Below are 21,297 nucleotides of genomic sequence, written 5' to 3'. Positions count from 1 at the left end.
TGCCGACGACGCAAAACCTCTAATCGTGCGAACGAGCTGCTCAGCCCGCGGTCGTCGTGGCTTCCGTCGGGGGAATGAGTTGGGCGCTGATGGACCAGTATTCGTTGGCCGACCAGGCCTTCATGACGAGGTCCATCGGTACGGCCATGCCTTGGCCCTTGGAGTGCTGAGTCGATATCGCCCCGATGCCGTGGTTTTCGAGCAGCGCCGAGACGTCGGCGCTAGAAGGGTGTCGAACCATCGCGCCTGTCGCCAAAGTTGCCTATGTCGCAATTGGGATAAACCGTGATATCGATACGGCTACGGAGTGTTTGAGCTGGCAGTCTTCCTACAGCCGTGCGTCGTCGTCTTCCCACAGCAATAGCTGGCGCACGGATTCGCGTGTGCCGTAGGGGCGCAGCATCGAGCTTGCCGGGCGTGGCCGCACGCGCAGCGGCCACCAGAACCACCGCCCGAGCAGCGCCGCGATCGACGGTGTCATGAACGACCGTACGATCAGCGTGTCGAACAGCAGGCCCAGCCCGATCGTCGTACCGATCTGACCCAGCACCAAGAGATCACTGAAGATGAAAGACGCCATGGTGAAGGCGAACACCAGGCCCGCGGCGGTGACGACGCCACCGGTGCTGGCCATGGCACGGATGATGCCGGTGTTGAGACCGGCGCCGATCTCCTCCTTGAACCGGGATATCAGCAGCAGGTTGTAGTCCGAGCCGACGGCCAGCAGCAAAATCACGGCCAGCGCCAAAACAACCCAGTACAACGGCAAGCCGAACAGGTATTGCCACACTAAGACCGAGAGCCCGAATGACGCGCCCAATGACAGCGCCACGGTGCCGACGATCACCACCGCGGCGACCATGCTCCTGGTGATGAACATCATGATGAGCAGGATCAGGCTCAGTGCGGCGATACCGGCAATCACCAAGTCGTACTTGGCCATTTCGGAGATGTCCTGATAGGTCGACGCCGTGCCACCGATATAGATATTCGATCCGGCCAGTGGGGTTCCCTTGATCGCCTCCTGTGCCGAGTGCCGCATCGCCTCGATGTGTGAAAGGCCTTCGGGTGTAGCCGGATCCACGTCGTGGGTGATGATCATCCGCGCCGCTTTGCCGTCAGGGGACAGGAACAGCTTGAGGCCTCGCTGAAACTCGGGGTTGTCGAACGCCTCTGGTGGGACGTAGAAGGAGTCGTCGGTCTTGGCGGCGTCGAACGCGGCACCGAGCGCGGTCGCGTTCTGCAGCGCCGCCGCGGTCTGGTCGTAAATGCCGGACTGGGTGGCGTAATTCGTCATCGTCAAGTCGCGGTTGGCTTGCTGGGTGTCGATATTTTGCGGGATCAGAGCCAGCAGTTTGGGCTGCAGCGCGTCCAGCTTGTCCAAACTCGCTGTGACATTGGCCAATTGGTCGGTGAGCGCGTCGATACCGTCCAGCGCGTCGAACACGGATCGTAGCGCCGCGCAGGCCGGGATGTCGAAACAGTGCGGTTCCCAGTAGAAGTAGTTGCGCAGCGGCCGGAAGAAGTCGTCGAAGTTCGCGATCTTGTTCCGCAGGTCTTGGGCTACCTCCACAGTCTTGTGGAACGCCTCGACCTGCTCGTGAGTGGCCGCGGAACTTTGCTGCTGCAGTTCGTACTGCTGGCGAAGGATATTGATCGACGTGTCGATCTCGCCCACCTGTTTGATCAGGTCGGCGGCCCGGGCCTGCTGGAACGGCAGGTTGTTGATCTGTCCGAGACTGCTCGCGCTGATCTGAAATGCCAGCGAGGTGTGGTCCAACGGCGTTCCCAGTGGGCGCGTGATCGACTGCACCATCGCGATACCCGGGGTGTGGAAGACAGCCTTGGCGACTCTTTCCAACAGGATCATGTCGGCGGGGTTCCGCAGATCGTGATTGGTCTCGATCATCAGCAGCTCGGGATTCAGCCGGGCCTTGGAGAAGTGCCGCTCGGCAGCCGTATAGCCGACGTTGGAGGGGGCATCGCCGGGCATGTAGGCGCCGACGTCATAGCTGGTTTTGTAGCCGGGCAGCGCCAGCAGACCGATCAGCGCGATCGCCAGGGAGACAACGAGAATCGGTCCGGGCCAGCGCACGACGGCCGTGCCGATGCGCCGCCAGCCGCGGGTCTTCGTCCGGCGTTTGGGGTCCATCAGCCCGAAGTGACTACCGATGGCCAGCACGGCGGGGGCCAGCGTCAGTGCGGCGATCAGTGCGATGAAGACACCGATGGCCGCGGGGACGCCGAGGCTCTGAAAGTAGGGGTTGCGGGTGAAATACAAGCAGAAGACCGCGCCGACGATCGTCAGGCCCGACCCCAGAATGACGTGTGAGGTGCCGCGGTAGGTGTCGTAGAACGCGGTCTGCCGGTCGACGCCCGCCGACCGTTCTTCGTGATAGCGGCCGACGAGGAAGATCGCGTAATCGGTACCGGCGGCGACGACCAGAAGCGTCAGGATATTGGTCGAGTAGGTCGAGAGTCCGATGAATCCGGAGTTGGCCAGCCACGCGACAATCCCTCGGGCCGCCGACATTTCGATCAGCACGGTGATCAGCATCAGGATCATCGTGACCAGCGAGCGGTAGACGATCAGCAACATGATCGCGATCACGCCGATGGTCAACAGGGTCACCTTGGTGGTGTCCTTGTCACCCGTCTCGAATTGGTCGGCTACCTGTGCTGCCGCGCCGGTGACGTACGCCTTGACGCCGGGTGGTGCCGGCGTGTGGTCGACGATGTCGCGGACGGCGTCGACGGAAGCCAGCGACAGCGCCTCGCCTTGATTGCCGGACAGGAAAACCTGAACGTAGGCGGCCTTACCGTCGGGGCTTTGCGCTCCGGCGGCCGTCAGGGGATCGCCCCAGAAATCCTGGACGTGCTGAACGTGCGTGCGATCGGCTTCGACGCGTGTGATCAGGTTGTCGTAGTACAGGTGTGCGTCGGCTCCGAGCGGCTGGTCGCCTTCCAGCACGATCATCGCCGCACTGTCGGAATCGAACTCGCCAAACACCTTCCCGATGCGCTGGAACGCCTGCAGGGACGGCGCATCGGGTGAGCTCAGCGCCACGTTGTGCTCTTCACCGACGACTTCGAGCTGCGGAACGAGCGAGTTGGTCAGTGCCGCGATCGCGAGCCAGATCAACAGGATCGGCACCGCCAGTACCCGGCACGCCCGCGCGGCCCGGTGAGTGAATGAGCGGTCGGAGACCTGTTGGTCGCTCATCCGGACTTGTCCAAGCAATAGCTGAAGGCGTTCAACGTGTTGACCGATCTTTCGTCTTTCACTAGGTCGTCGATCTTGATCCGGCAGCCGAGCGAGTCACTGTCGCCCTGGGCAGAGACGTTGACGAACACCGCAGGCGTGGTGGTGGTGGTGTCGTACGACCACGGCTACGCCGACCGACACCATCCACCCCCGCCGGGCCACCGCTCTGATCGGAAACCTATGCACCCGTTGGCCTTTCGATAACCGGCAACACGACCACTGGGCGAGGGGTCGGGCCCGGAGGCGGACGGAAGCGACAGCCCTAGGCGGTACGGTACGGTACTGGTCCTATTCCGGCAAGGCTTCCCGGCTACAGGGGACGGGTGAGGCTGGGGATGAGGACGTTGTCGACGAAGATCTGCACGGTCTTCTGCGTCAGGGGACGACTCGGGACGATCGACCGGAACATCAGGTAGCCCGGCAACAGATCCCACAGTTCTTCGCTGATCGCGGCGGCCTGGATCTCGCCGCGGTCGACGGCGTCCTGCAGCACCGATTCGATCAGGGCCTTTCGGCCGTCGAGGAATTGATGCTGCATCGCCTCGCGCAGGGCCGGGTCGCGGGACACCTCGACCATGACGGCACGGATGGTGGCGGAGTGCCGGGTGGCGTGGTCGAGGATGGCTTCACCGAGGCGGAGCAAATCGCCCCGCAGCGTTCCGGTGTCGGGGACGACGGCCACCTGGCGGCAGCCCTCGATGAACGCCGCCAGAACCAATTCGCCCTTGGACGGCCAGCGCCGGTACACCGTCGCCTTGCTGGCTTTCGCCGTCGCGGCGACAGCGTCCACGGTCAGTCGCTCGTACCCGTGCTGCTGCAACAACTGCAGCGTGGCGGCCAGTAGCTCGGCCTCACGCGGCGACCACGGAGAAGGCTCCGTGGTGCGGTCGGCAATCCGGGTCACAGCGCCCACCATAGAGCCGAAGGGCCGGTACGGTCCAGGACAGTACCGACGCGGCTCGGCACAGGAGGACATCGCTGTGAAGTTCACGGGGAAGATCGGCGAGGATATCCGCTCAACGACCTGAGCGGGCTGATCGGTGGCCGCGGCTTCGCGCGTCGCGCCGAGTTGGAGTAAGCGCTGGACTGACGCGCTCGGCTACCCGATCTTGCTGCGGGTTGCGGTTACCATGAACCCGCTTTCAGCCGAATCCGACATCCTAGGGGCGCAGTGAAGTTCCTCAAGACACTGGCGAGCATCGCTGCGGTGCTACTGAGCGGGCAGCTGGCTGCGCCGGCCGCCGCTGAGCCCGCCGTCGCGACCACCCAGTGGATCGTCGTCGGTGTGCCTGCCGCCAGTTCCACGACCGGCACGTTGACAGCCTTCCAGCGGGTGGGTCAGGAATGGAAGGTGGTGCTGGGTCCGGTCCCAGCGACAGTCGGTGAGCTGGGTGTCGGTGCTCCCGTCGACGGCGTCTACCGCACCCCTGCGGGAACATTCGGCTTCGACCAGGCCTTTGGCCGGGAGCCCAATCCCGGCACCAAGATGCCATACTTCCAGGCCACCGACCAGGACTGGTGGGATGAGGACGCCGAATCGCCGACCTACAACACCCACGTGCGCAGCTCGGGACAACCGTCTGAGATTGCCGAGAATCTCTACGACTCCGGCCCAATCTACGACTACGCGGTCAATATTGCGCACAATCCCCAACGCATTCCGGGCAAGGTGGCCGGGATCTTCTTGCACGTCACCGACGGCAGCCCCACCTGGGGGTGCGTCGCCATCGGCCGTGAGGAGATGAAGTCGATCCTGAATTGGCTTGACCCTGCGGCGAATCCGCAGATCACGATCGGTGTGGGCGACCCGTCACTGGTCCGGGCCCAGCAGTGACACCGCCGGCGTCACGGCGCGACGTCGTCAAGCTTGCTCTCGCTGCCTTCGCCGGTTTCACGGCAGTTGGCGCCCTCGGCGCGCCGAAGGCATCCGCAGACGGGTTGCGGCTCATCGATTTTCCGGTCCGACAGGTCGCACCGGAGCAGTGAAAATCCGCTCCTGGTAGGCGATCCCCAGTCGCCCATGGCTGAATTCAATTCGGCGCCATGGGGATTGCGGGCCGCGGAAGTGTTCGTCGAGGGCTCCAGGCTTGCCCACCGGATCCAACGTCGGGTTCGGGATGAACCGGTTGACCCGGCCGCCGACCATCAGCCGCTGTCGGCCATCAAGCTCCGCCCACTGCATCGCCCGCTTCTTGAGCTTCGAATCGATGTGGCGGGTGAAGGCGTCTTCGGCCTCGTAGTACTGGTTATCGCAGTCGAAGAACGTGAACGGGAGTGCAGTGGTCATGCAAGGGTGCCCTTCCTGCTACTTCCGCGGCAGGCCAAGAATCATCGAGGCGATGATGGTCAGCTGAATCTCTGCCGTGCCGCCGCCGATGAGTTCGGACGGCATGTCGAAGTAGGGCTTGACCACCGCGGGATCCGAACTCTCCAGCATGGCAAGCCGTCCGGTGAGGCCCAGCATGGCGGTCGAGGCGCGGCGCAGCAGCAACACCATCGCGTACTTGGCGATGCTCGAGGTCGGGCCGGGGCCCTGACCCTGCACTAGGCGCAGGGTCTCGCGCAACACCATGGCCTTAATGGCAGTGGTGTGCGCCTCGATCCCGCCAAGCGCTTGCAGAGTGGCGTCGTGATCGGGTCCATCGACCTCGGCCATCCGCCGAAGCGCCTGCGAGCGATCGATGGTGACGTAATTGCCGATCGCGGTGCGTTCGACGGCCATGGTCGCCACCGCCAGATCCCAGCCCCTCCCGGGCTCACCGACCAGCATGTCGTCGGGGACGAAGACATCGGTGAGGAACACTTCGTTGAAGTGGGCCTCGCCGCTGGCCTGCTTGATCGGGCTGATCTCGATGCCGGGTGAGGTCATGTCGACCAGGAAGTAGCTGATCCCACGGTGCTTGGGCGATTCAGGATCGGTGCGCGCCAGCATGGCCCCGAAATGAGCGACGTGTGCCGAGGAGGTCCAGATCTTGTGACCGTTCACCAGCCAGCCACCGTCGACCTTCTGCGCCCGGGTCACCAGTGACGCGAGGTCCGAGCCGGCGCCCGGCTCGCTGAACAACTGGCACCAGCGCTGCGTGCCGCGCATGATGGGCTCGGCGAATCGTTCGCGCTGCGCATCGGTTCCGCTGTTGAGAATCGTCGGCAGAATCCACTCCGCGATCCCGAGCGAGGGCCGGACCAGGCCGGCTCGCTTGTCGAACTCTTCGGTGATGATCACTTGCTGCACCGGGGTCGCGTCGACACCCCACGGCGCGGCCAGATGCGGAGCGACCAGGCCGGCCCGAGCCAGCAGGTCGCGCTGCGACCCGAACGCCAGTCCAGGCGCGCGAAGATCGTCGGTTGGGGTCTCGTTCGCCAGTGCCGCCGCCTCATCGAGCGTTGTCGCGAGGTTCGCCCGGAATTCCGATTCGATATCACCCAGATTTATTGCGGTGGAACGCTTTAGCGTCCGGGCCAGTTCACCGGCTTCCCGGCCCCAGCGCGTGACCGACCCCAGCGAGGCTGCCAGGCTGGTGGCACGCCGCCAGTACAAATGGGTGTCGTGCTCCCAGGTGTAGCCGATCGCGCCGAACATCAGCAGCGCGTCGAGCATCAGGTCCGGCCCAGCGTAGACGGCCATCAGGGCGGCCGAGGCGGCGGCCAACCGGTGTTGCTCGGTGCTTTCGTCGATGGCGCGTACCGCATCCCAGGCCGACGCAGAAGCCAGCTCGGCGTTGACCAGAAGCACCGCGGCCTTGTGCTGCAATGCCTGAAATGATCCGACGGGCTTGCCGAACTGCTCACGGGTGCGGATGTAGTTCACCGCGGTCTCGACACCCCTGCGGACCGTGCCCGCTGAAGCGCATGCGGCCAGCGCCGCGACGACGCAGCGGGCCCGCTCGGTGTCGATCCCGCTCACCACGGACTCGGCGGGGTAGTCGGTCAGGCTGAGGATGCCGACGTCGGTGCTTAGATCGGTTCCGCGCTGCGGCTCGACGACGACACCCGCGAGGTCTGGCTGCAGCGCAAACCACAGATGGGTACCGTCCGCACTGTGGGTGGCGAGCAGAATACGTTGTGCTGCAATGAGACCCAGTGTGCTGCCGATCGAGCCGCGCAGGCGCCATCCCGTGCCGTCGCGCACGGCCTGGACCTGTGAGTCCTCCGGCAACACGACGGCTGCCGGTGCCCCGCCGGCCAGATCGGCTACCAGCGCCGCAGCGGAGTCGTCGGCGAGAGCGGCGACCGCACTGGCTGTGGCGGTGCTGAGCAGTGGCCCGGGCAGCAATGCTGCGGCGGCCGATTCGATGACGCAGGCCATGTCGGCGAGCGTGCCGCCCTGACCACCGGCTTCCTCGGGAAGGTGGACGGCGTGGAATCCGTTGGCAGTGAATTCCTCCCACCAAGTGGGCAATTCGCCGGCCGCGATCGAGTCAAGGGCGGCCCGGGTCTTGTCGATCGGGGCGTGCCGGGCCGCGAACTGAGTAACCGCCTCGGCCAGCTGCTCCTGCTCGATCGTGATTGCTAGCGCCATGGGGTGTTAGTTCTCCAGTCCTAGAATTCGGGCCGCGTTGCTGTATAGGAACTTCGGCCATACATCATCGGTGAACGGCACCTCGGGCATATCGCTGACGATGCGTTCCAGTGACAGTCCCATCGGGAATTAGCCCGCGTAGATGATCTTCGCGGCCCCGCGGGTGTTCGCGTAGTCGATGATCTCGTTCGGGTCGGCGACATTGCCCGGCGCGATGAAGCGGTCAGGGAACATCGTGAGCGCCAGTTCCGCCGCAGATCCCTCGCTGACCCCGATCATCGTGTCGATCACCGGCAGCCCGACCGGTCCGGCCATCGCGCTCCTCCCATCACCGCGCGACGGGCACCGTCGCACTGATTATAGTGAAACGCGGTTCTACTTCATGTCAAGATTCCGATAGGGATCTAGCTGCTGTAACCCTTCTGCTCCGGGGCGAGATGTCCTAGCATCGCAGAAGGCTGTTCTTCCAGGAGGTGGCACCGTCAACACACCTGCGCCCGATCTGGTGCCGTCGGCCGGCCGCGTCTTCTCGTTGTCGGATATGACCAGCGGCCAGTTGGCCCGCCGGGCCAAGATCATCGAAGAAGTGATCGATTTGATCGCCGAGGTGGGTGCTGACGCGGTCCAGATGCGCGATGTGGCGCAGCGCTCCGGGGTGGCACTGGCCACCCTGTACCGCTACTTCAGTTCGAAGGAAAACCTGCTTGCCGCCGCGCTGCAGGACTGGCAGAAACGGCTGACCCGCCGGATATTGACCGCCGGTGTCCCGACCAACAGCGACCCGCTACCCGGGGTCTTGGACTACCTGCGCCGCGCCCAGCGCGCGTTCAATCGCAATCCTGAGATGACCGCCCTCATGCTGCAGATGATGCGCTCCGCCGATCCCGAGGTGAAGTCGGCGATCGACGAGATGGAACGCACCAACGTCGAGCTGTTCAATCGCCTGTTGGTTGGCATTGCGCCCGAACTCATTCCGAAGGTGAGCTTCGGCCTCAATGCCGCGTTGAGCGCTGCGCTCGCCGGATTCCGGGCGCGACGGCTGAGCTTGGACGAATCGCTGGACAATGTCGAGTGGGTGGCCCGTGTCCTGCTTGCGGGGGCCCGTCCCGATTAGGCTCGGCAGATATGTCGCTGTCTGCCCAGTTGTGGTCCGCTAACTCCGACGTGGCCGCCGATGTGCTGGCACATCCATTCGTGCGCGGGGTGGCGGATGGCACTCTGCCCACGCAGCGTTTCGCGACTTATATCGCACAAGATGCGTTCTTCCTCGAATCCTTCGCGCGTGCTTACGCTTTGACCTTGGCCCGTAGCCGAGACACCCCGACGCTGCTCGCCTTGGCGGATTTGATCGGCGGTGTCCGGGAGGAGTTGGGATTGCACGCCTCCTACGCGGCCTCGTGGGGTGTCGATCTGGCCGGCGTGCAGCCGCTCGCGGCGACGTCGGCGTACACCGAGTTTCTGCTGGCGACCGCGGCGACCCAAGATGTCGGTGTCGTCTATGCAGCAATGACGCCGTGTATGCGGTTGTACGCCTGGCTTGGCCAAACGCTGGACCCCGATCGAGCGGGGCCATACGGCCAATGGGTGCGCACGTATGCCGATCCCGGGTTCGAGGCAATCGCACGAGTGTTGGAGAACCTGCTCGACGACCAAGCCGCCGATACGCCACCGGTGCGCACCGCCTACCGGCGGGCCATGCACTTGGAGCGGGCCTTCTTCGAGGCCGCAGTATCCGACTAGAAGTCGGCGGGCCCCCTTCTAATACCCGACCCGATCGGGCTACGTCATCACCCCCGTGGTGATCTGGGGGCCGGGCGGCTGGACCCCAAACCGGCGCGGCCAGACTGACCGCGCGGTACGTGGGTGAGAGTTGTCAGGCGGGCGGGTAAACGCCCATGCCCTTGGCCTTCTCGGTCTGCCAGAAGATGTCGGAGATCTTGTCGATGGTGGCGAGCAGCTTCTCGGCCACCGCGGGATCGGTCGACTTCTTCGCGTCGCCGGCGCCGTGCACGCCGTCCCAGAACAGCTGGTGCAGCTCGGGGAACTGCTCGAAGTGTTCCTTGGCGAAGAAGTCGGCCCACAGCACCGTCAGGTGATGCTTGACCTCCTCGGCGCGCTGCTCCTTGATGAGGATGGCGCGGGTGCGGAAGTGCTCGTCGTCCGAGTCGTTGTACTTCTGAATGGTCTTGAGGACCGAGAGCGCCTCGATCTTGGCCTGGGCCGGGTCGTAGACGCCGCAGTACAGGTCGCAGTGAGCATGGGCAGGGGTGGCGTTGGCGAACAGTCGTTGCAGCATGGCCATAACCTACCCTTTCACCATGCGTGGGAACCATGGGCTCCGGCACTGGCCGCTGCGCCGGTTCCTGGTGGTGGAGGACTCCATGCGCCCGACGCTTCGCCCTGGTGACGGGGTGTTGACGGTGCGCGGCGGCAGCCCGCGCCCGGGCCAGCTCCGGGTCTTCCCCGATCCCACGCTTTCCTCTCGATGGCTGGTCAAACGCGTCGGTGAGGTGCGTGGGCACGGCCGCACCGCGACGTTCGAAGCACGCTCGGACAACCCGGGCGCGCCCGGAGTTGTCGACTCGCGCCGATTCGGCTGGGTACCGGCGACCGGCTCCTATCGGGTGATGTGGACGGTCCGCGGCGGTTAACTGCCTGGTGAGTAGGGGTGGGGTTTCGGGCCCGCACTCTTGAGGTATACGCCACCCATGGGTATTTCAGACAAGATCAGCAATAAAGTCGAAGACGTCGCCGGAAAGGCTAAGGAGGCTCTCGGCAAGGCCACCGACGACAAGAGCACCGAGAACGAAGGCAAGATCGACCAGGCCAAGGCGAACCTCAAGGACGCCGGCGAGAAGGTCAAGGACGCCTTCAAGCACTGAGCCGTGGCGCAGAGTGACAATCCGTCGGCCACACTGGGCTGGTGCCCATCGGAATCATTTGCGCCATCCCTCCGGAACTCATCCACCTGCGTGCGTTGCTGCGCCACACGACTCCGACGCAGGTAGCCCACACCGAATTCGCTAGCGGGACGTTGGATGGATACGACGTCGTGCTGGCGGGTTCGGGCATGGGGAAGGTGAACAGCGCGCTGGTCGCGACGGTGCTGGCCGATCGATTCGGCTGCGGCACAATCGTTTTCTCCGGTGTGGCAGGTGGTCTTGACCCGGAGCTCGCGGTGGGCGACGTGGTGGTTGCCGATCGGGTGATTCAGCACGACACGGGCGTGATCGAAAACGGCCGGCTGCAGACCTGTCAAGCCGGGCACGTACCGTTCATCAATCCGACTGAGCGGCTCGGCTATTCGGTCGATGCGGACCTGCTGGACCGAGTGGCGGCCCGGCTCGCCGATTTCACGCTGCCCAGGGCGACCATGCGGTTCGGCACGGTGCTCTCTGGCGACCAGTACTTACACTGCGACGTGACCCGACAGCGGCTGCACCGCGACTTCGGTGGTCTTGCCGTCGAGATGGAGGGCGGTGCGGTGGCCCAAGTCGCCGAATCGTTCGGGGTGCCCTGGCTGGTTGTCCGGGCGCTGTCTGATCTGGCCGGCCACGATGCGCGATTCGACTTCCGCGAGTTCGTCGAGGAAGCGGCCGCATCGTCGGTGGCGATCCTGCGCCGGCTGCTCCCCGTTCTCAGTCCATCCGCCCGGCATCGACCAGCCGGATAACCGCCACGCCCTCCTCATTGGAGGCGCCGAGGTCTACCTCGACCTCGAATCCCCAGTCGTGGTCGCCCGCAGGATCGTCGAGGATCTGGCGGACTTGCCACACGTCGGGCTGCCGGTCGATGATCAGCAGAGCCGGGCCCCGGGCGTCGGCGCCGGTGCCCACGTCGTCGTGCTCGGCGAAGTACGCGTCGATCACCTCCGCCCAGCGCTGGGCTGTCCACCCGGTGCCGCGGTCAAGCTCGCCGAGGTCATGCCAGCGCCGCCTGGCGAACAACTCCACCCTGCGGAACAGTGCGTTGCGGACCATCGCCGTGAACGCCCGCTCGTTGCCGGTCAACGGACGTGGACATGTGGGCACCGAAACCGGGACATCGTGCGGCTGGTCGGGGTTGGTGAGCTGCTCCCACTCGTCGAGCAGACTCGAATCAACTTGGCGCACAAGCTCACCCAGCCATTCGACGATATCGGTGACCTCGTCGGTACGGGCGGCGGCGGGCACACCGGACCGCAGGGCCTTGACGGCGTCCGACAAGTAACGCAGCACCGCCCCTTCGGAGCGGGTCAAGCCGTACACGCTGACGAACTCCCGGAAGGTGAACGCGCGCTCCCACATCTCGCGCACGACGGCCTTCGGGGACAGGTGCGCGTCGGCGGCCCACGGGTTGCTCTGCACGTACACCTCGTAGGTGTGCCGCAACAGTTCGTCGAGCGGTTTGGGGTAGGTGACGTCGTCGAGCAACTCGATGCGCTCGTCGTACTCGATACCCTCGGCCTTCATCGCCGCGACGGCCTCGCCCCTGGCCTTCTTGAGCTGCGCGGCCAGGATCGCGCGGGGATCCTCGAGGGTTGCCTCGATCACGGAAACAACGTCCAGCGCATAGGTTTCGGCTTCGGAATCGAGCACATCCACCGCGGCGAGCGCGAAGGTCGACAACGGCTGGTTCAGGGCGAAGTCGGACGGCAGGTCGACGGTCAGGCGGTAGCGGCGCCCGTCGGGGTCGGCCTCGTCCATGCGTTCCAGCACCCCGGCCTGTAGCAGCGAGCGAGCGATACCGACCGCCTCGCGGATGTGCTGCAGTTGGCGCTTACGTGGCTCGTGGTTCTCGGTGAGCAGCCGGCGCATCGCCAGAAAGGGATCGCCCGGACGGTCGACGACGTCGAGGATCATCGCCGTCGACACCCGCATATTGCTGGTCAGCGGTTCGGGAGTGGCGTCGACCAATCGGGTCATGGTGGTCTCGCTCCACGGGACCATGCCCTCGGGTGCCTTGCGGCGCACCAGCTTCCGGAGCTTCTTCTTGTCGTCGGCGGCCTTGGCGAACTGCTTGAGGTTCTCCACCTCGTGGTCGGGTGCCTGCACGACGACGGTTCCGGCGGTGTCGTAGCCCGCCCGGCCGGCCCGACCGGCGATCTGGTGGAACTCGCGGGCGTTGAGCAGCCGAGTGCGCACACCGTCGTACTTCGACAACGCCGAGAACACGACGGTCCGGATCGGCACGTTGATCCCGACGCCGAGGGTGTCGGTGCCGCAGATGACCTTCAGCAGACCGGCTTGTGCCAGCTGTTCGACCAGCCGCCGGTACTTGGGCAGCATGCCCGCGTGGTGGACGCCGATGCCGTGCCGGACCAGTCGCGACAATGTCGTACCAAAGGTCGTGGAGAAGCGGAAGCCGCCGATCAGGTCGGCGATCGCGGCCTTCTCCTCCTTGGTGCTGACGTTCACGCTCATCAACGCTTGCGCGCGTTCCAGCGCCGAGGCCTGGGTGAAGTGCACGACATAGATCGGCGCCTGCTTGGTGTCGAGCAACTCGCCGATCGTCTCGTGCATCGGGGTGGTCGCGTAGCTGTGATACAGCGGCACCGGGCGTTCGGCGTTGGCGACCAGTGCCGTCGGACGCCCGGTGCGGCGGGTCAGGTCCTCGCGCAGGAACGTGACGTCGCCGAGTGTGGCCGACATCAACAGGAACTGGGCGTGTGGCAACTCCAGCAGCGGCACCTGCCAGGCCCAGCCACGATCGGGATCCCCGTAGAAGTGAAACTCGTCCATCACCACCAGGCCGACATCGGCCGCGGCACCCTCGCGCAGCGCGATGTTGGCCAGGATCTCGGCGGTGCAGGCGATCACCGGAGCGCCGGCGTTGACCGCGGCGTCGCCGGTGAGCATGCCGACGTTCTCCGCGCCGAACACATCGCACAGCGCGAAGAACTTCTCGCTGACCAGCGCCTTGATCGGCGCCGTGTAGTAGCTGCGGGTTCCGGCCCCCAGGCTCGCGTAGATCGCGCCGGTGGCCACCAGCGACTTGCCGGAGCCGGTCGGCGTCGCGAGCACTACATTGGCGCCGCTGACCAATTCCAGCAGTGCTTCCTCTTGCGCCGGGTACAGCACGGTGCCGCGTTCTTCTGCCCATGCCGCGAACGAGGTGAACACCTCGTCGGGGTCTGCGCCCACCGGGCGAAGGGTCTGGAGATCGCTGGGACTCGTGGGCGTAGATATGCCCGTCAGGTTACCGGTGGGTCTGCGACGGATCCCCGCGCACAGCTGATCCGGTCGGCGTCCATGACCTCCACCGCCCAGCGCGGGTAGCGCTGACTGAACACGCCACCTGGGGTGACGAACACGTTGGTGCGGAAATAGTCCGAGGTCGGCTACCGAACGTGGCGAACGCGCCGGCGACGGCATCGACGAACCCGCTGTAGGGGGACTAGTGCCAGCGAGGCGACCTGCTGACGACGCGCCGCGGTCTGTCCTACTGCGGCGAGCTGGACAACGGATTGGATCTGCGATCATGGCCGGATCATGCGAATCACCGACGCCGCGGGAAACTGCCCGCCGCTTCTGCCGAACGCCGCGGGCTGATTTCGGCACGGTCGTCCGCCGCACGTAGTTGGATCGGAACCATGAGGACTCTGGACGAAATCCGCGGTGCGCTCGAGGCCTGTTACACGTCGATCGAAGGCCTGTGTGACGAGCTGAGCGACGCCAATTGGAAAGCGCAGTCGCTGTGCCCGGACTGGGAGATGCGCTCGGTGGTCCAACACGTTGTCAGCATCGAGGCCGTGATGACCGGATGGCTGCCGCAGGACGACGCCACACCCCCGACGTTCGACCGGGCCGCGGAGTTCTTGGCCGGGACCGACGATCCAGCGGTTCTGGTCGAGAAGGTACGGGCAGTCTTCGCCGAACGTCGGCGCGACCTGAGCGCGCTGAGCGCCGCCGATCTCGACCGGCCGTCGTGGATGCCCACCGGCCGCGGCACCTACGGACGGTTCCTGGAGATCCGGATCTTCGACTTCTGGGTGCATGTTCGCGACATCACGATTCCGCTGGGACTCCTCACCGATGATGGCGGCGTCCCGGCGGAGATCGCGCTGGCCCAGGTGGAAGGGTCCATCGGCTACATCGCCGGCAAGAAGGTGGGTGTCCCCGAGGGCAGCAGCATCGCGTTCCGGCTGACCGGACCGCTTGTTCGGGAGATCGACGTCGCCGTCAATGGTCGTGCCAAACAGGTTGACCACCTTGACAATCCGGATGCCACCCTGACGACGGACTCGACGACGTTCATCATGCTCGCCTGCGGGCGCATCGACCCGCAGGCGCAGATCGACTCCGGCGCGGTCAGCTGGAGCGGGGATGCCGAGCTCGGTGAGCGGGCCGCCCGCAACCTGCGGTTCACGATGTGACCGGTCGGCCTGAGTCTGTCGACTTCCACTTCGACGTGATGTGCCCGTACGCATATCAGACGTCGCGCTGGATCCGGGAGGTCCGCGACCGGACCGGTCTGGTGGTCAACTGGCGGTTCTTCAGCCTCGAGGAAATTAACCGCGCCGACGGCAAGAAGCACCCGTGGGAGCGGGAGTGGTCCTACGGCTGGTCGATGATGCGGATCGGGGCCCTGTTGCGGCGCCAGTCGATGGCGGATGTCGAGGCCTGGTACCAGCGCGCCGGGCAGGCTCTGCACGTCGACGGCCACAAACCGCACGAGCCGGCGGTGGCCCGGCACCTCCTCGCCGAGCTCGGTTTCGATCCGGGGCTTGTCGACCGGGCGATCGCCGACCCGACGACCAGCGATGAGGTGCTGGCCGACCATCAACGGGTGGTGGCCGCTGACGGCTACGGCGTGCCGACGCTGTTCTGGCCCGACGGGCAGTGTCTGTTCGGGCCGGTGCTGATCGACCCGCCGACCGGGGAGGCGGCGGTGCGGTTGTGGGACGCCGTCGTCGCGTGGACCGAATTCCCGCATCTCTACGAGCTTCAGCGACCGAAGACCGCAGCTGACGGAGAAGCGATCACCGAGACCTTCCGTCCGTATCTTGAAGCGCGCGACTGGGTCTCAATTAATCGCGGCGAAGTCGTCAGCTTCGGCGACTAGCCCTATTGCTCGCTCGGCAGGGCAGCTAACGTCGCCAGCGCGGCGTCCACCTCCCCGACGGTGGTGGACCAGGCGCACACGAAGCGCACGGTGGGCGCCGAGGTGACAGGCCTTTCGAGCAGATAGCGGCGGGACAGCTGCGCGTGGACGTCGTCGGAGAGATCGACGAACACCTCGTTGGCGTCTGTGGGACAGCTGAGGCGATGCCCTAATGCGACCAGACCGGCACTGAGTCGAGTAGCCATGTCGTTGGCATGGGCGGCCAACCGGAGCCAGAGATCGTCGCGTAGCAGCGCGTCGAACTGCGCCGAGACGTAGCGGTGCTTACTGGGCAGATGACCAATCTGCTTCTGTACGAACTTGACTCCGCTGAAATGTTCGGGGCGGCGGACCAAGATGGCATCGCCGAACAACATCCCGTTCTTGGTGCCGCCAACGGTGACGATATCGGCATCGCCGACCGCGGCCAGCGGCGAAACATTCAGTGCGGCAGCGGCGTTGCCGATCCGGGCGCCGTCGACGTGGACCAGCAGGCCCAGACGATGGGCGTGGTCGACGAATTGGGCGATGGCATCCGGGGCCCAAACCCGTCCGCGTTCGGTGCACTGGGTGATGCTGACGATGCGGGGTTGGGATCGGTGGACGTCACCTCGCCCGCCGATCAGGGCATCGAGCTGACCGGGATCCAGTAGTCCGTCGCGGCTGGGCAGCGTCGCCAGAGTGGCGCCGGAGACCCGACCGACGCCACCGGCCTCGTCCACGATGATGTGGGCAGTGTCGCTGCAGATGATCAATTCCCATGGCCGCACGGCGCCGGTGAGGGCGATGATGTTCGCGGCGGTGCCGGTCAGCGCGAACAACACTTCGGCACCGGGAGATTCGAAGGCATTGCGTACGGCGTCGGCGGTCTGTTCGGTCAGCAGATCCTCGCCGTAGGGCGCGACGTTGCCGGAGTTCGCGGCGACCAGCGCATCGAGCGCGGCCGGGTGGGCGGGGGCGGCGTTATCCGAGGCGAACGCGGCCGAGGGCACGGGGTTCACGGTCATCGCGTTTCTCCGTAACAGGATTCGGCCGGGAGTCACTCGGTAAAGGCACGAGAGTAGCGGCAACCGCCGCGATCCGCCCAGGGTGAGGCCCCGTTGATCGGCGGCCCGAACGTGAGGCGTTCGGGTAGCCGTTCATCGGCGCCGATTCGGAACATCGCCGGACCGATCGGCACGAGTTCGGTCTCGTCGCCGGGGGCCTCGACCCCACCCGGCGCGATCAGCAGTAGCCGGTCGCCACGGAGCACCACCCGAAAGTTGGTGAACCACGGCGAATAGCAGCGGTAGTGCCCGCAGAACGCGGTCAACGGGTTGTCGGGTGCCGATACCAGGACCGGCGTCGTGTCCGATGCCAGCTCCGTCGCCCCCCAATGCCATCGGTCTCCTTCGAAGGTGAGGGCGAAGCGGCGTAACTTCGGCAGGGTCGTCACTGCGCGCTGTCCCCAGGTGCGCAACAGCGGAGCCGTATCACCGCCGCCCGATACCGACAGGCGCGCCAGTTCCCCGCGGCGCTCGGCTGCTGACACGTGGATGACTTCACCCCCGCTGGAGCGGAATTGGCCCAGGAAGCCGGCCTTCTCGACGTGAGCTGCATCCCACCATCGTGGGTCGAGTCGGTTGATGTCCACCTGGCCCGGGCCGACCAGTTCCGCGGCGGTACACCGTGCGATGGCCTCGGCGACCGGGGTGTCACCGTTGGCGTTGGTCAGCACGCACACCGCCAGGCCGGCATCGAGGTCGGCGATCAGGAAGGACGCGTAGCCGACCATGCCGCCGCCGTGAGTCAGCACCGTGTGACCGGCGCAGCGCTCGACGTTGATGCCCAGACCGTAGCGGCTGGATTCGGTGGCGGCGACGCCGTGCAGGTCGAGGACGTCCTCGCCGCTTGGTGCGAGCCTCGACACCATTGCTTCGAATGCGTTGGTGCTCAGTATCTTCGTGCCGTCGAGCTGACCTCCGCCCAACAACATGCGGGCGAACCGACCGAGATCGATGGCTGTGGCGGCCAGGTTGCCGTCGGCGCCTGCCACCTCGAGCCACGGTGCCGGCGCCAGAGCGTCGCCCGGCACCCAGGGTCGATCGTCGCGGCGCGGTTGATACCCGCAGGCCAGTGCCTCGTAGTCGTCATACGTGACCCGGGCCACGGTGTCGCGCATACGCAGCGGGTCCAGGATGCGTTCCTCGACGAGGCTGGCGAGCGATCGGCCCGACACCGTTGCCGCGGCCAAACCCAGCAGGATGTAGCCGACGTTCGAATAGTGGAAGAAGCTGCCGGGGGCGGCGGTCGACAACGCCCCGGTGTACAGCGTGGCCTGCCCGATCTCGTCGGGCAGCGCATCCACACTTCCGATCACCCCAGCGGTGTGATTGAGCAACCGTTGCAGGGTAATCTCGTTGCTGCGCAACGGCTCTGGCAGCCAGTCGAGCAGGTCGGCGATCGTGGTGTCAAGACGGATCCGGCCACCGTCGAGGAGCTGCAGGAGCGCGACCGCGGTGAAGGTTTTGCTGATCGAGCCGATGGGGAACAGATGCCGGGCGCCGACTGGAGTGCGGGCACTCACGTCCGACTGCCCAGAGTAATGGGCGAAAACCACGTCATTGCGGTCGACGGCCACCACGGCGGTACCCGGCACGGCCCACTGCGCGGCGATGGCGTCGATGACGGCCCTTGCCGAGTCGCTCATCCGCCGGCGGGCTGGGTGTCGGCGAGCAATTGCTCGCGGCGCAGCAGGTCCTCGAACGTCTCGCGGCGGACCGCCAGGCGTGAGGTGCCGCGATCACAGAACACCACCGGCGGCCGAAGGGCGGTGTTGTAGTTGTTCGACATCGTGTAGCAGTAGGCCCCGGTGGTGGGAACCGTGACCAGATCACCCACCCGGGGGCTCACCACGGCCACCTGTTCGGCGATCCGGTCACCGGACTCGCAGTGCCGCCCGACGATGTCGACGGTCTCGGCGGGTCCGGCACGGTCGATCACCGCAGGCTGGAAGGCCTGCCCGTAGAGTGACACCTCGAGGTTGTCGCCCATCCCGCCGTCGACCGCGACGTGTGTGCGGGTGCCGCGTTTGACAGTGACAACCCGATACGCGGTTATTCCGTTGCGTGCCACCATCGATCGACCCGGCTCCACCATCAGCTCAACATCGGGCCCGAGGTGGCGGTGCACGGCTGAGACCACGCACTGAGCGTATTCCTGTACCGACGGCGCCGAGTCCGTGCTGACGTACCGGACACCCAGACCGCCGCCCAGATCGTAGACACTGAAGCGTTCGAACTCCGCGAGCGCGGCCACCGCGGCCTCGAACTGCCCCAGGTCCAACAGCTGCGAGCCGACATGCGCATGCAGGCCGCGCAGGTCCAGCGCCGGCTCCCGGCGGATCTCTCGGATCACGTCGGCCACCTGATCCGACGGGATGCCGAACTTGGATGCATCGTGTCCGGTCATCATCGCGGCGTGGGTCTTGGCGTCCAGCGCGGGACTCACGCGAAGCAGCACCGGCACCGACGTGGTCGCGATCCGCGCGATGCGCTCCACGTCGTCCAGGTTGTCGACCACCACGTAGCGGACCCTGGCTTCGATCGCCCTGCGGATGTCCTCATCGGTCTTGGCGTTGCCGTGAAAGACCGTTCGGGCCGGGTCGGCGCCGGCGGCCAGGGCCAGGCGAAGTTCACCGGCCGCCGCGGCGTCGGTGCCGCAGCCCTCCTGCGCCAGCACCCCGATCACCGATGCCGACGGGAAACTCTTGGAGGCGAACAGGACCAGCGATCGCCGATGACGGCTGGTGAACGCCTCGACATACTCGCGCGCGCGGGCCCGCAGAGCACCCTCGTCGATCAGGTAGGCCGGGGTGCCGTACTGCTTCGCCAGATCTGCCACCGCGCATCCACCTATGAGCAGGCGTCCGGACGGGTCCAGCTGTGCCCCATCGGGATACAACGTCAGGTCGATGTCGGTGGGACGCAGCTCGGTCATCGGTGTCGCTCCTGCTGGGAAAGGCGCAGCGCGTCATGGGCTGCGAAACGCTGTGCCCACAGATCCGCGCGGCTCGAATCCGGTTCGATGACCTCGGCCGGGATCTCGGACACCTGACCAGCCGGCCAGTCCAGAACTTGGCGGCCCGCGAATAGTGCTGCACCGAGTGCGCAATGGTCACGTTCGTCACCGTGGAAGTGGACCGCGCGGTCGGTGGCGTCGGCCAGATCGCGACGGAATGCCATCGGGGTGCCGCCGGATCCGGTCACCAGGATCGGGCCCGGTGTGGCGGTCGCGTGGGTCAGCACGTCGATGCATCGTCGGGATTCGGCGACGATGCCCGCCAGCAATCCGCGCGCGAGTTCGGCGGGTGTGGTGCGCAACGTCAATCCTTCGGTGGCCCCGCGCAATCCGGGATCCCACAGGGCACCCTGTTCCCCCGGGGAGAGGTAGGGCAACACCATTGGCGCAGAGGATAATTCGGCGGCATCGGCCAGATCGCCAAGTGCGGCGGGGCTGTCGAGGCCAAGCAGACCGGCGAGCCATTGCACTGCCGAGCCGGTGGCGAGCAGGTCCATCTCGAGCCCGAAACCGTTGTCCTCCATAGGGGTCACCAGGAATCGCCCGAGATCGTCGAGTTGCAGTGTGGCTGAGCGCCCCAGGATGACGTTGCTGGTGCCCGCGATGTAAGCGATCGGGCCTGGGTGGCGGACCCCGAGTCCGTAAGCTCCCAGCACAGAGTCGGCGGCGCCCAGCAGCACGGGAATGTCGACCGGACAGCCCCACCGGGCGGCGAGTTCGGCGCGCAGTGGGCGGCGGGTGTCCGATGGCGCCAGCGCAGGAACCTCGGTGACCTGGGCGGCCGCCAGAGTCGCGTCGTCCCACCTGGCGTCATGCAGGTCGTAGGCGCCGTAGCCGGCCGCGGTCGATGGGTCGGTCAGCAGCTCACCGGTGAGGACTTGGTACAGGTAGTCCTTGGCGCCGGCAACCACGCTGTCCGCCGGCGTCACGCCGAGGCGCACCCGGCGCCGGTGCATCGCGATCAAGTACCGGCCGTCGAATCGCTGCCCGGTTCGCCGGTACAGGGTTTCCGCGCCGATGGCGGCGGCAATCTGCTCGCCGTCCGGCTCGGCGCGACCGTCTTGCCACGTCAGCGCCGGCCCCACGGGGACGCCGCCGGGTCCGAGGTTCACCAGGGTCGGCAGCATCCCCGAGAGCGCGATCGCCCGCCAGGAGCTCGGGTCGGTCCGCTGGGCCAGGGTGTCGACAGCCGTGCGGCAGGCGTCGATCCAGTCGGCGGGATCCTGTTCGGCAGCAGCAAGTTCCGGTTGTGCGGTCGGGTAGCCGACTCGGGCACGCGCCACGCACCGGCCGTTCTCGCCGACCGCAACGGCCTTGAGACTGCTGGTGCCCAGGTCGAGCCCGATCGTGAGCAACTCGCGGGTGGTCAACA

19 protein-coding genes and 3 pseudogenes are annotated in these 21,297 nt (G+C 66.0%); 9 read left to right on the top strand and 13 right to left on the bottom strand.

Features of this window, described 5'->3' with window-relative positions; all coding sequences use genetic code 11:
- Window positions 1–40 precede the first annotated feature (40 nt).
- From G6N13_RS07300 to G6N13_RS07285, 4 genes and pseudogenes are all read right to left on the bottom strand, one after another.
- The gene (locus G6N13_RS07300) at window positions 41–241 is read right to left on the bottom strand and encodes a hypothetical protein (RefSeq protein WP_163695787.1); all 201 of its coding nucleotides are present in this window, start codon (window positions 239–241) and stop codon (window positions 41–43) included.
- 87 nt (window positions 242–328) lie between these two features.
- Window positions 329–3,223, bottom strand: coding sequence for an MMPL/RND family transporter (locus G6N13_RS07295; protein WP_163695784.1), 2,895 nt, complete (start codon window positions 3,221–3,223; stop codon window positions 329–331).
- A pseudogene (locus G6N13_RS07290) lies at window positions 3,220–3,390 on the bottom strand (MmpS family transport accessory protein); the annotation flags it as partial. The pseudogene G6N13_RS07290 and the gene G6N13_RS07295, both read right to left, overlap by 4 nt.
- Before the next feature lie 185 nt (window positions 3,391–3,575).
- Complete coding sequence (locus G6N13_RS07285) at window positions 3,576–4,181, bottom strand: TetR-like C-terminal domain-containing protein (protein ID WP_163695780.1); 606 nt, start codon at window positions 4,179–4,181, stop codon at window positions 3,576–3,578.
- A 255-nt stretch (window positions 4,182–4,436) separates the two neighbouring features.
- Here G6N13_RS07285 and G6N13_RS07280 point away from each other — a divergent pair, with 255 nt between their 5' ends.
- Window positions 4,437–5,099, top strand: coding sequence for a L,D-transpeptidase family protein (locus tag G6N13_RS07280; RefSeq protein WP_163695777.1), 663 nt, complete (start codon window positions 4,437–4,439; stop codon window positions 5,097–5,099).
- Window positions 5,100–5,210: 111 nt separating this feature from the next.
- On the opposite strand, the gene G6N13_RS07275 is transcribed toward G6N13_RS07280, so the two are convergent.
- The 3 genes and pseudogenes from G6N13_RS07275 to G6N13_RS26105 all read right to left on the bottom strand — a co-directional run.
- A complete protein-coding gene (locus G6N13_RS07275; RefSeq protein ID WP_235677956.1) occupies window positions 5,211–5,552 on the bottom strand; it encodes a hypothetical protein in 342 nt (113 codons plus the stop codon).
- 18 nt (window positions 5,553–5,570) lie between these two features.
- Window positions 5,571–7,784: an acyl-CoA dehydrogenase family protein gene (locus G6N13_RS07270; protein ID WP_163695774.1), complete on the bottom strand. Its 2,214-nt coding sequence runs from the start codon at window positions 7,782–7,784 to the stop codon at window positions 5,571–5,573.
- Between the two features lie 6 nt (window positions 7,785–7,790).
- Window positions 7,791–7,976: pseudogene (locus G6N13_RS26105) on the bottom strand (amidohydrolase family protein); the annotation flags it as partial.
- 349 nt (window positions 7,977–8,325) lie between these two features.
- Between G6N13_RS26105 and G6N13_RS07260 the strand changes: the two are divergent.
- From G6N13_RS07260 to G6N13_RS26100, 3 genes and pseudogenes are all read left to right on the top strand, one after another.
- Window positions 8,326–8,898: a TetR family transcriptional regulator gene (locus tag G6N13_RS07260; protein WP_163695771.1), complete on the top strand. Its 573-nt coding sequence runs from the start codon at window positions 8,326–8,328 to the stop codon at window positions 8,896–8,898.
- 11 nt (window positions 8,899–8,909) lie between these two features.
- A complete protein-coding gene (locus G6N13_RS07255) occupies window positions 8,910–9,524 on the top strand; it encodes a TenA family protein (RefSeq protein ID WP_163695768.1) in 615 nt (204 codons plus the stop codon).
- A 22-nt stretch (window positions 9,525–9,546) separates the two neighbouring features.
- Window positions 9,547–9,629: pseudogene (locus G6N13_RS26100) on the top strand (CoA pyrophosphatase); the annotation flags it as partial.
- A 28-nt stretch (window positions 9,630–9,657) separates the two neighbouring features.
- On the opposite strand, the gene sodN reads toward G6N13_RS26100, so the two are convergent.
- Window positions 9,658–10,080 carry a superoxide dismutase, Ni gene (gene sodN / locus G6N13_RS07250; RefSeq protein ID WP_163695765.1) on the bottom strand — a complete coding sequence of 141 codons (423 nt, stop codon included), beginning with the start codon at window positions 10,078–10,080 and terminating at the stop codon, window positions 9,658–9,660.
- Between the two features lie 22 nt (window positions 10,081–10,102).
- Between sodN and G6N13_RS07245 the strand changes: the two genes are divergently transcribed.
- The 3 genes from G6N13_RS07245 to G6N13_RS07235 are packed head-to-tail and all read left to right on the top strand — an operon-like array spanning window position 10,103 to window position 11,457.
- Window positions 10,103–10,435, top strand: a complete 333-nt coding sequence (locus G6N13_RS07245; RefSeq protein WP_407663882.1) for a S24/S26 family peptidase — start codon at window positions 10,103–10,105, stop codon at window positions 10,433–10,435.
- A gap of 57 nt (window positions 10,436–10,492) precedes the next feature.
- Complete coding sequence (locus tag G6N13_RS07240) at window positions 10,493–10,666, top strand: CsbD family protein (protein WP_163695761.1); 174 nt, start codon at window positions 10,493–10,495, stop codon at window positions 10,664–10,666.
- 41 nt (window positions 10,667–10,707) lie between these two features.
- Window positions 10,708–11,457: a 5'-methylthioadenosine/adenosylhomocysteine nucleosidase gene (locus G6N13_RS07235; RefSeq protein ID WP_163695758.1), complete on the top strand. Its 750-nt coding sequence runs from the start codon at window positions 10,708–10,710 to the stop codon at window positions 11,455–11,457.
- On the opposite strand, the gene G6N13_RS07230 is transcribed toward G6N13_RS07235, so the two are convergent.
- Entirely contained in the window at window positions 11,423–13,906 is a 2,484-nt protein-coding gene (locus G6N13_RS07230; protein WP_407663881.1) for a DEAD/DEAH box helicase, read from the bottom strand. The genes G6N13_RS07235 and G6N13_RS07230 overlap by 35 nt on opposite strands.
- A 449-nt stretch (window positions 13,907–14,355) precedes the next feature.
- Here G6N13_RS07230 and G6N13_RS07225 point away from each other — a divergent pair, with 449 nt between their 5' ends.
- Both G6N13_RS07225 and G6N13_RS07220 read left to right on the top strand, forming a co-directional pair.
- A complete protein-coding gene (locus G6N13_RS07225; protein ID WP_163695755.1) occupies window positions 14,356–15,138 on the top strand; it encodes a maleylpyruvate isomerase family mycothiol-dependent enzyme in 783 nt (260 codons plus the stop codon).
- Window positions 15,135–15,827, top strand: coding sequence for a mycothiol-dependent nitroreductase Rv2466c family protein (locus G6N13_RS07220; protein ID WP_163695752.1), 693 nt, complete (start codon window positions 15,135–15,137; stop codon window positions 15,825–15,827). Before G6N13_RS07225 ends, G6N13_RS07220 begins: the two co-directional genes overlap by 4 nt.
- A gap of 2 nt (window positions 15,828–15,829) precedes the next feature.
- Here G6N13_RS07220 and G6N13_RS07215 read toward each other — a convergent pair whose 3' ends face one another.
- From G6N13_RS07215 to G6N13_RS07200, 4 genes are read right to left on the bottom strand one after another with little or no spacing between them, the layout of a single operon-like run.
- Window positions 15,830–16,873 carry a threonine aldolase family protein gene (locus tag G6N13_RS07215; RefSeq protein WP_179965096.1) on the bottom strand — a complete coding sequence of 348 codons (1,044 nt, stop codon included), beginning with the start codon at window positions 16,871–16,873 and terminating at the stop codon, window positions 15,830–15,832.
- A 32-nt stretch (window positions 16,874–16,905) separates the two neighbouring features.
- Window positions 16,906–18,555: a serine hydrolase domain-containing protein gene (locus G6N13_RS07210; RefSeq protein ID WP_163695749.1), complete on the bottom strand. Its 1,650-nt coding sequence runs from the start codon at window positions 18,553–18,555 to the stop codon at window positions 16,906–16,908.
- A complete protein-coding gene (lysA, locus tag G6N13_RS07205) occupies window positions 18,552–19,844 on the bottom strand; it encodes a diaminopimelate decarboxylase (RefSeq protein ID WP_163695746.1) in 1,293 nt (430 codons plus the stop codon). Before lysA ends, G6N13_RS07210 begins: the two co-directional genes overlap by 4 nt.
- Window positions 19,841–21,295: a xylulokinase gene (locus G6N13_RS07200; RefSeq protein WP_163695744.1), complete on the bottom strand. Its 1,455-nt coding sequence runs from the start codon at window positions 21,293–21,295 to the stop codon at window positions 19,841–19,843. The genes lysA and G6N13_RS07200 overlap by 4 nt, the downstream gene beginning before the upstream one ends.
- Between the last annotated feature and the right edge of the window lie 2 nt (window positions 21,296–21,297).

It is taken from the genome of Mycolicibacterium sarraceniae, from assembly GCF_010731875.1.
Lineage (GTDB): Bacteria > Actinomycetota > Actinomycetes > Mycobacteriales > Mycobacteriaceae > Mycobacterium > Mycobacterium sarraceniae.
The sequence above is the reverse complement of the archived record's forward strand: the minus strand, read 5'-3'. Positions and strand labels throughout refer to the sequence as shown.

Excerpts from the sequence above, each read along its gene's own strand:
- G6N13_RS07300 (WP_163695787.1), bottom strand. The coding sequence starts at position 241 with ATGGTTCGACACCCTTCTAGCGCCGACGTCTCGGCGCTGCTCGAAAAC.
- G6N13_RS07295 (WP_163695784.1), bottom strand. The coding sequence starts at position 3,223 with ATGAGCGACCAACAGGTCTCCGACCGCTCATTCACTCACCGGGCCGCG.
- G6N13_RS07285 (WP_163695780.1), bottom strand. The coding sequence starts at position 4,181 with ATGGTGGGCGCTGTGACCCGGATTGCCGACCGCACCACGGAGCCTTCT.
- G6N13_RS07275 (WP_235677956.1), bottom strand. The coding sequence starts at position 5,552 with ATGACCACTGCACTCCCGTTCACGTTCTTCGACTGCGATAACCAGTAC.
- G6N13_RS07270 (WP_163695774.1), bottom strand. The coding sequence starts at position 7,784 with ATGGCGCTAGCAATCACGATCGAGCAGGAGCAGCTGGCCGAGGCGGTT.
- G6N13_RS07260 (WP_163695771.1), top strand. The coding sequence starts at position 8,326 with ATGACCAGCGGCCAGTTGGCCCGCCGGGCCAAGATCATCGAAGAAGTG.
- G6N13_RS07255 (WP_163695768.1), top strand. The coding sequence starts at position 8,910 with ATGTCGCTGTCTGCCCAGTTGTGGTCCGCTAACTCCGACGTGGCCGCC.
- sodN (WP_163695765.1), bottom strand. The coding sequence starts at position 10,080 with ATGCTGCAACGACTGTTCGCCAACGCCACCCCTGCCCATGCTCACTGC.
- G6N13_RS07245 (WP_407663882.1), top strand. The coding sequence starts at position 10,103 with ATGCGTGGGAACCATGGGCTCCGGCACTGGCCGCTGCGCCGGTTCCTG.
- G6N13_RS07240 (WP_163695761.1), top strand. The coding sequence starts at position 10,493 with ATGGGTATTTCAGACAAGATCAGCAATAAAGTCGAAGACGTCGCCGGA.
- G6N13_RS07225 (WP_163695755.1), top strand. The coding sequence starts at position 14,356 with ATGAGGACTCTGGACGAAATCCGCGGTGCGCTCGAGGCCTGTTACACG.
- G6N13_RS07215 (WP_179965096.1), bottom strand. The coding sequence starts at position 16,873 with ATGACCGTGAACCCCGTGCCCTCGGCCGCGTTCGCCTCGGATAACGCC.
- G6N13_RS07210 (WP_163695749.1), bottom strand. The coding sequence starts at position 18,555 with ATGAGCGACTCGGCAAGGGCCGTCATCGACGCCATCGCCGCGCAGTGG.
- lysA (WP_163695746.1), bottom strand. The coding sequence starts at position 19,844 with ATGACCGAGCTGCGTCCCACCGACATCGACCTGACGTTGTATCCCGAT.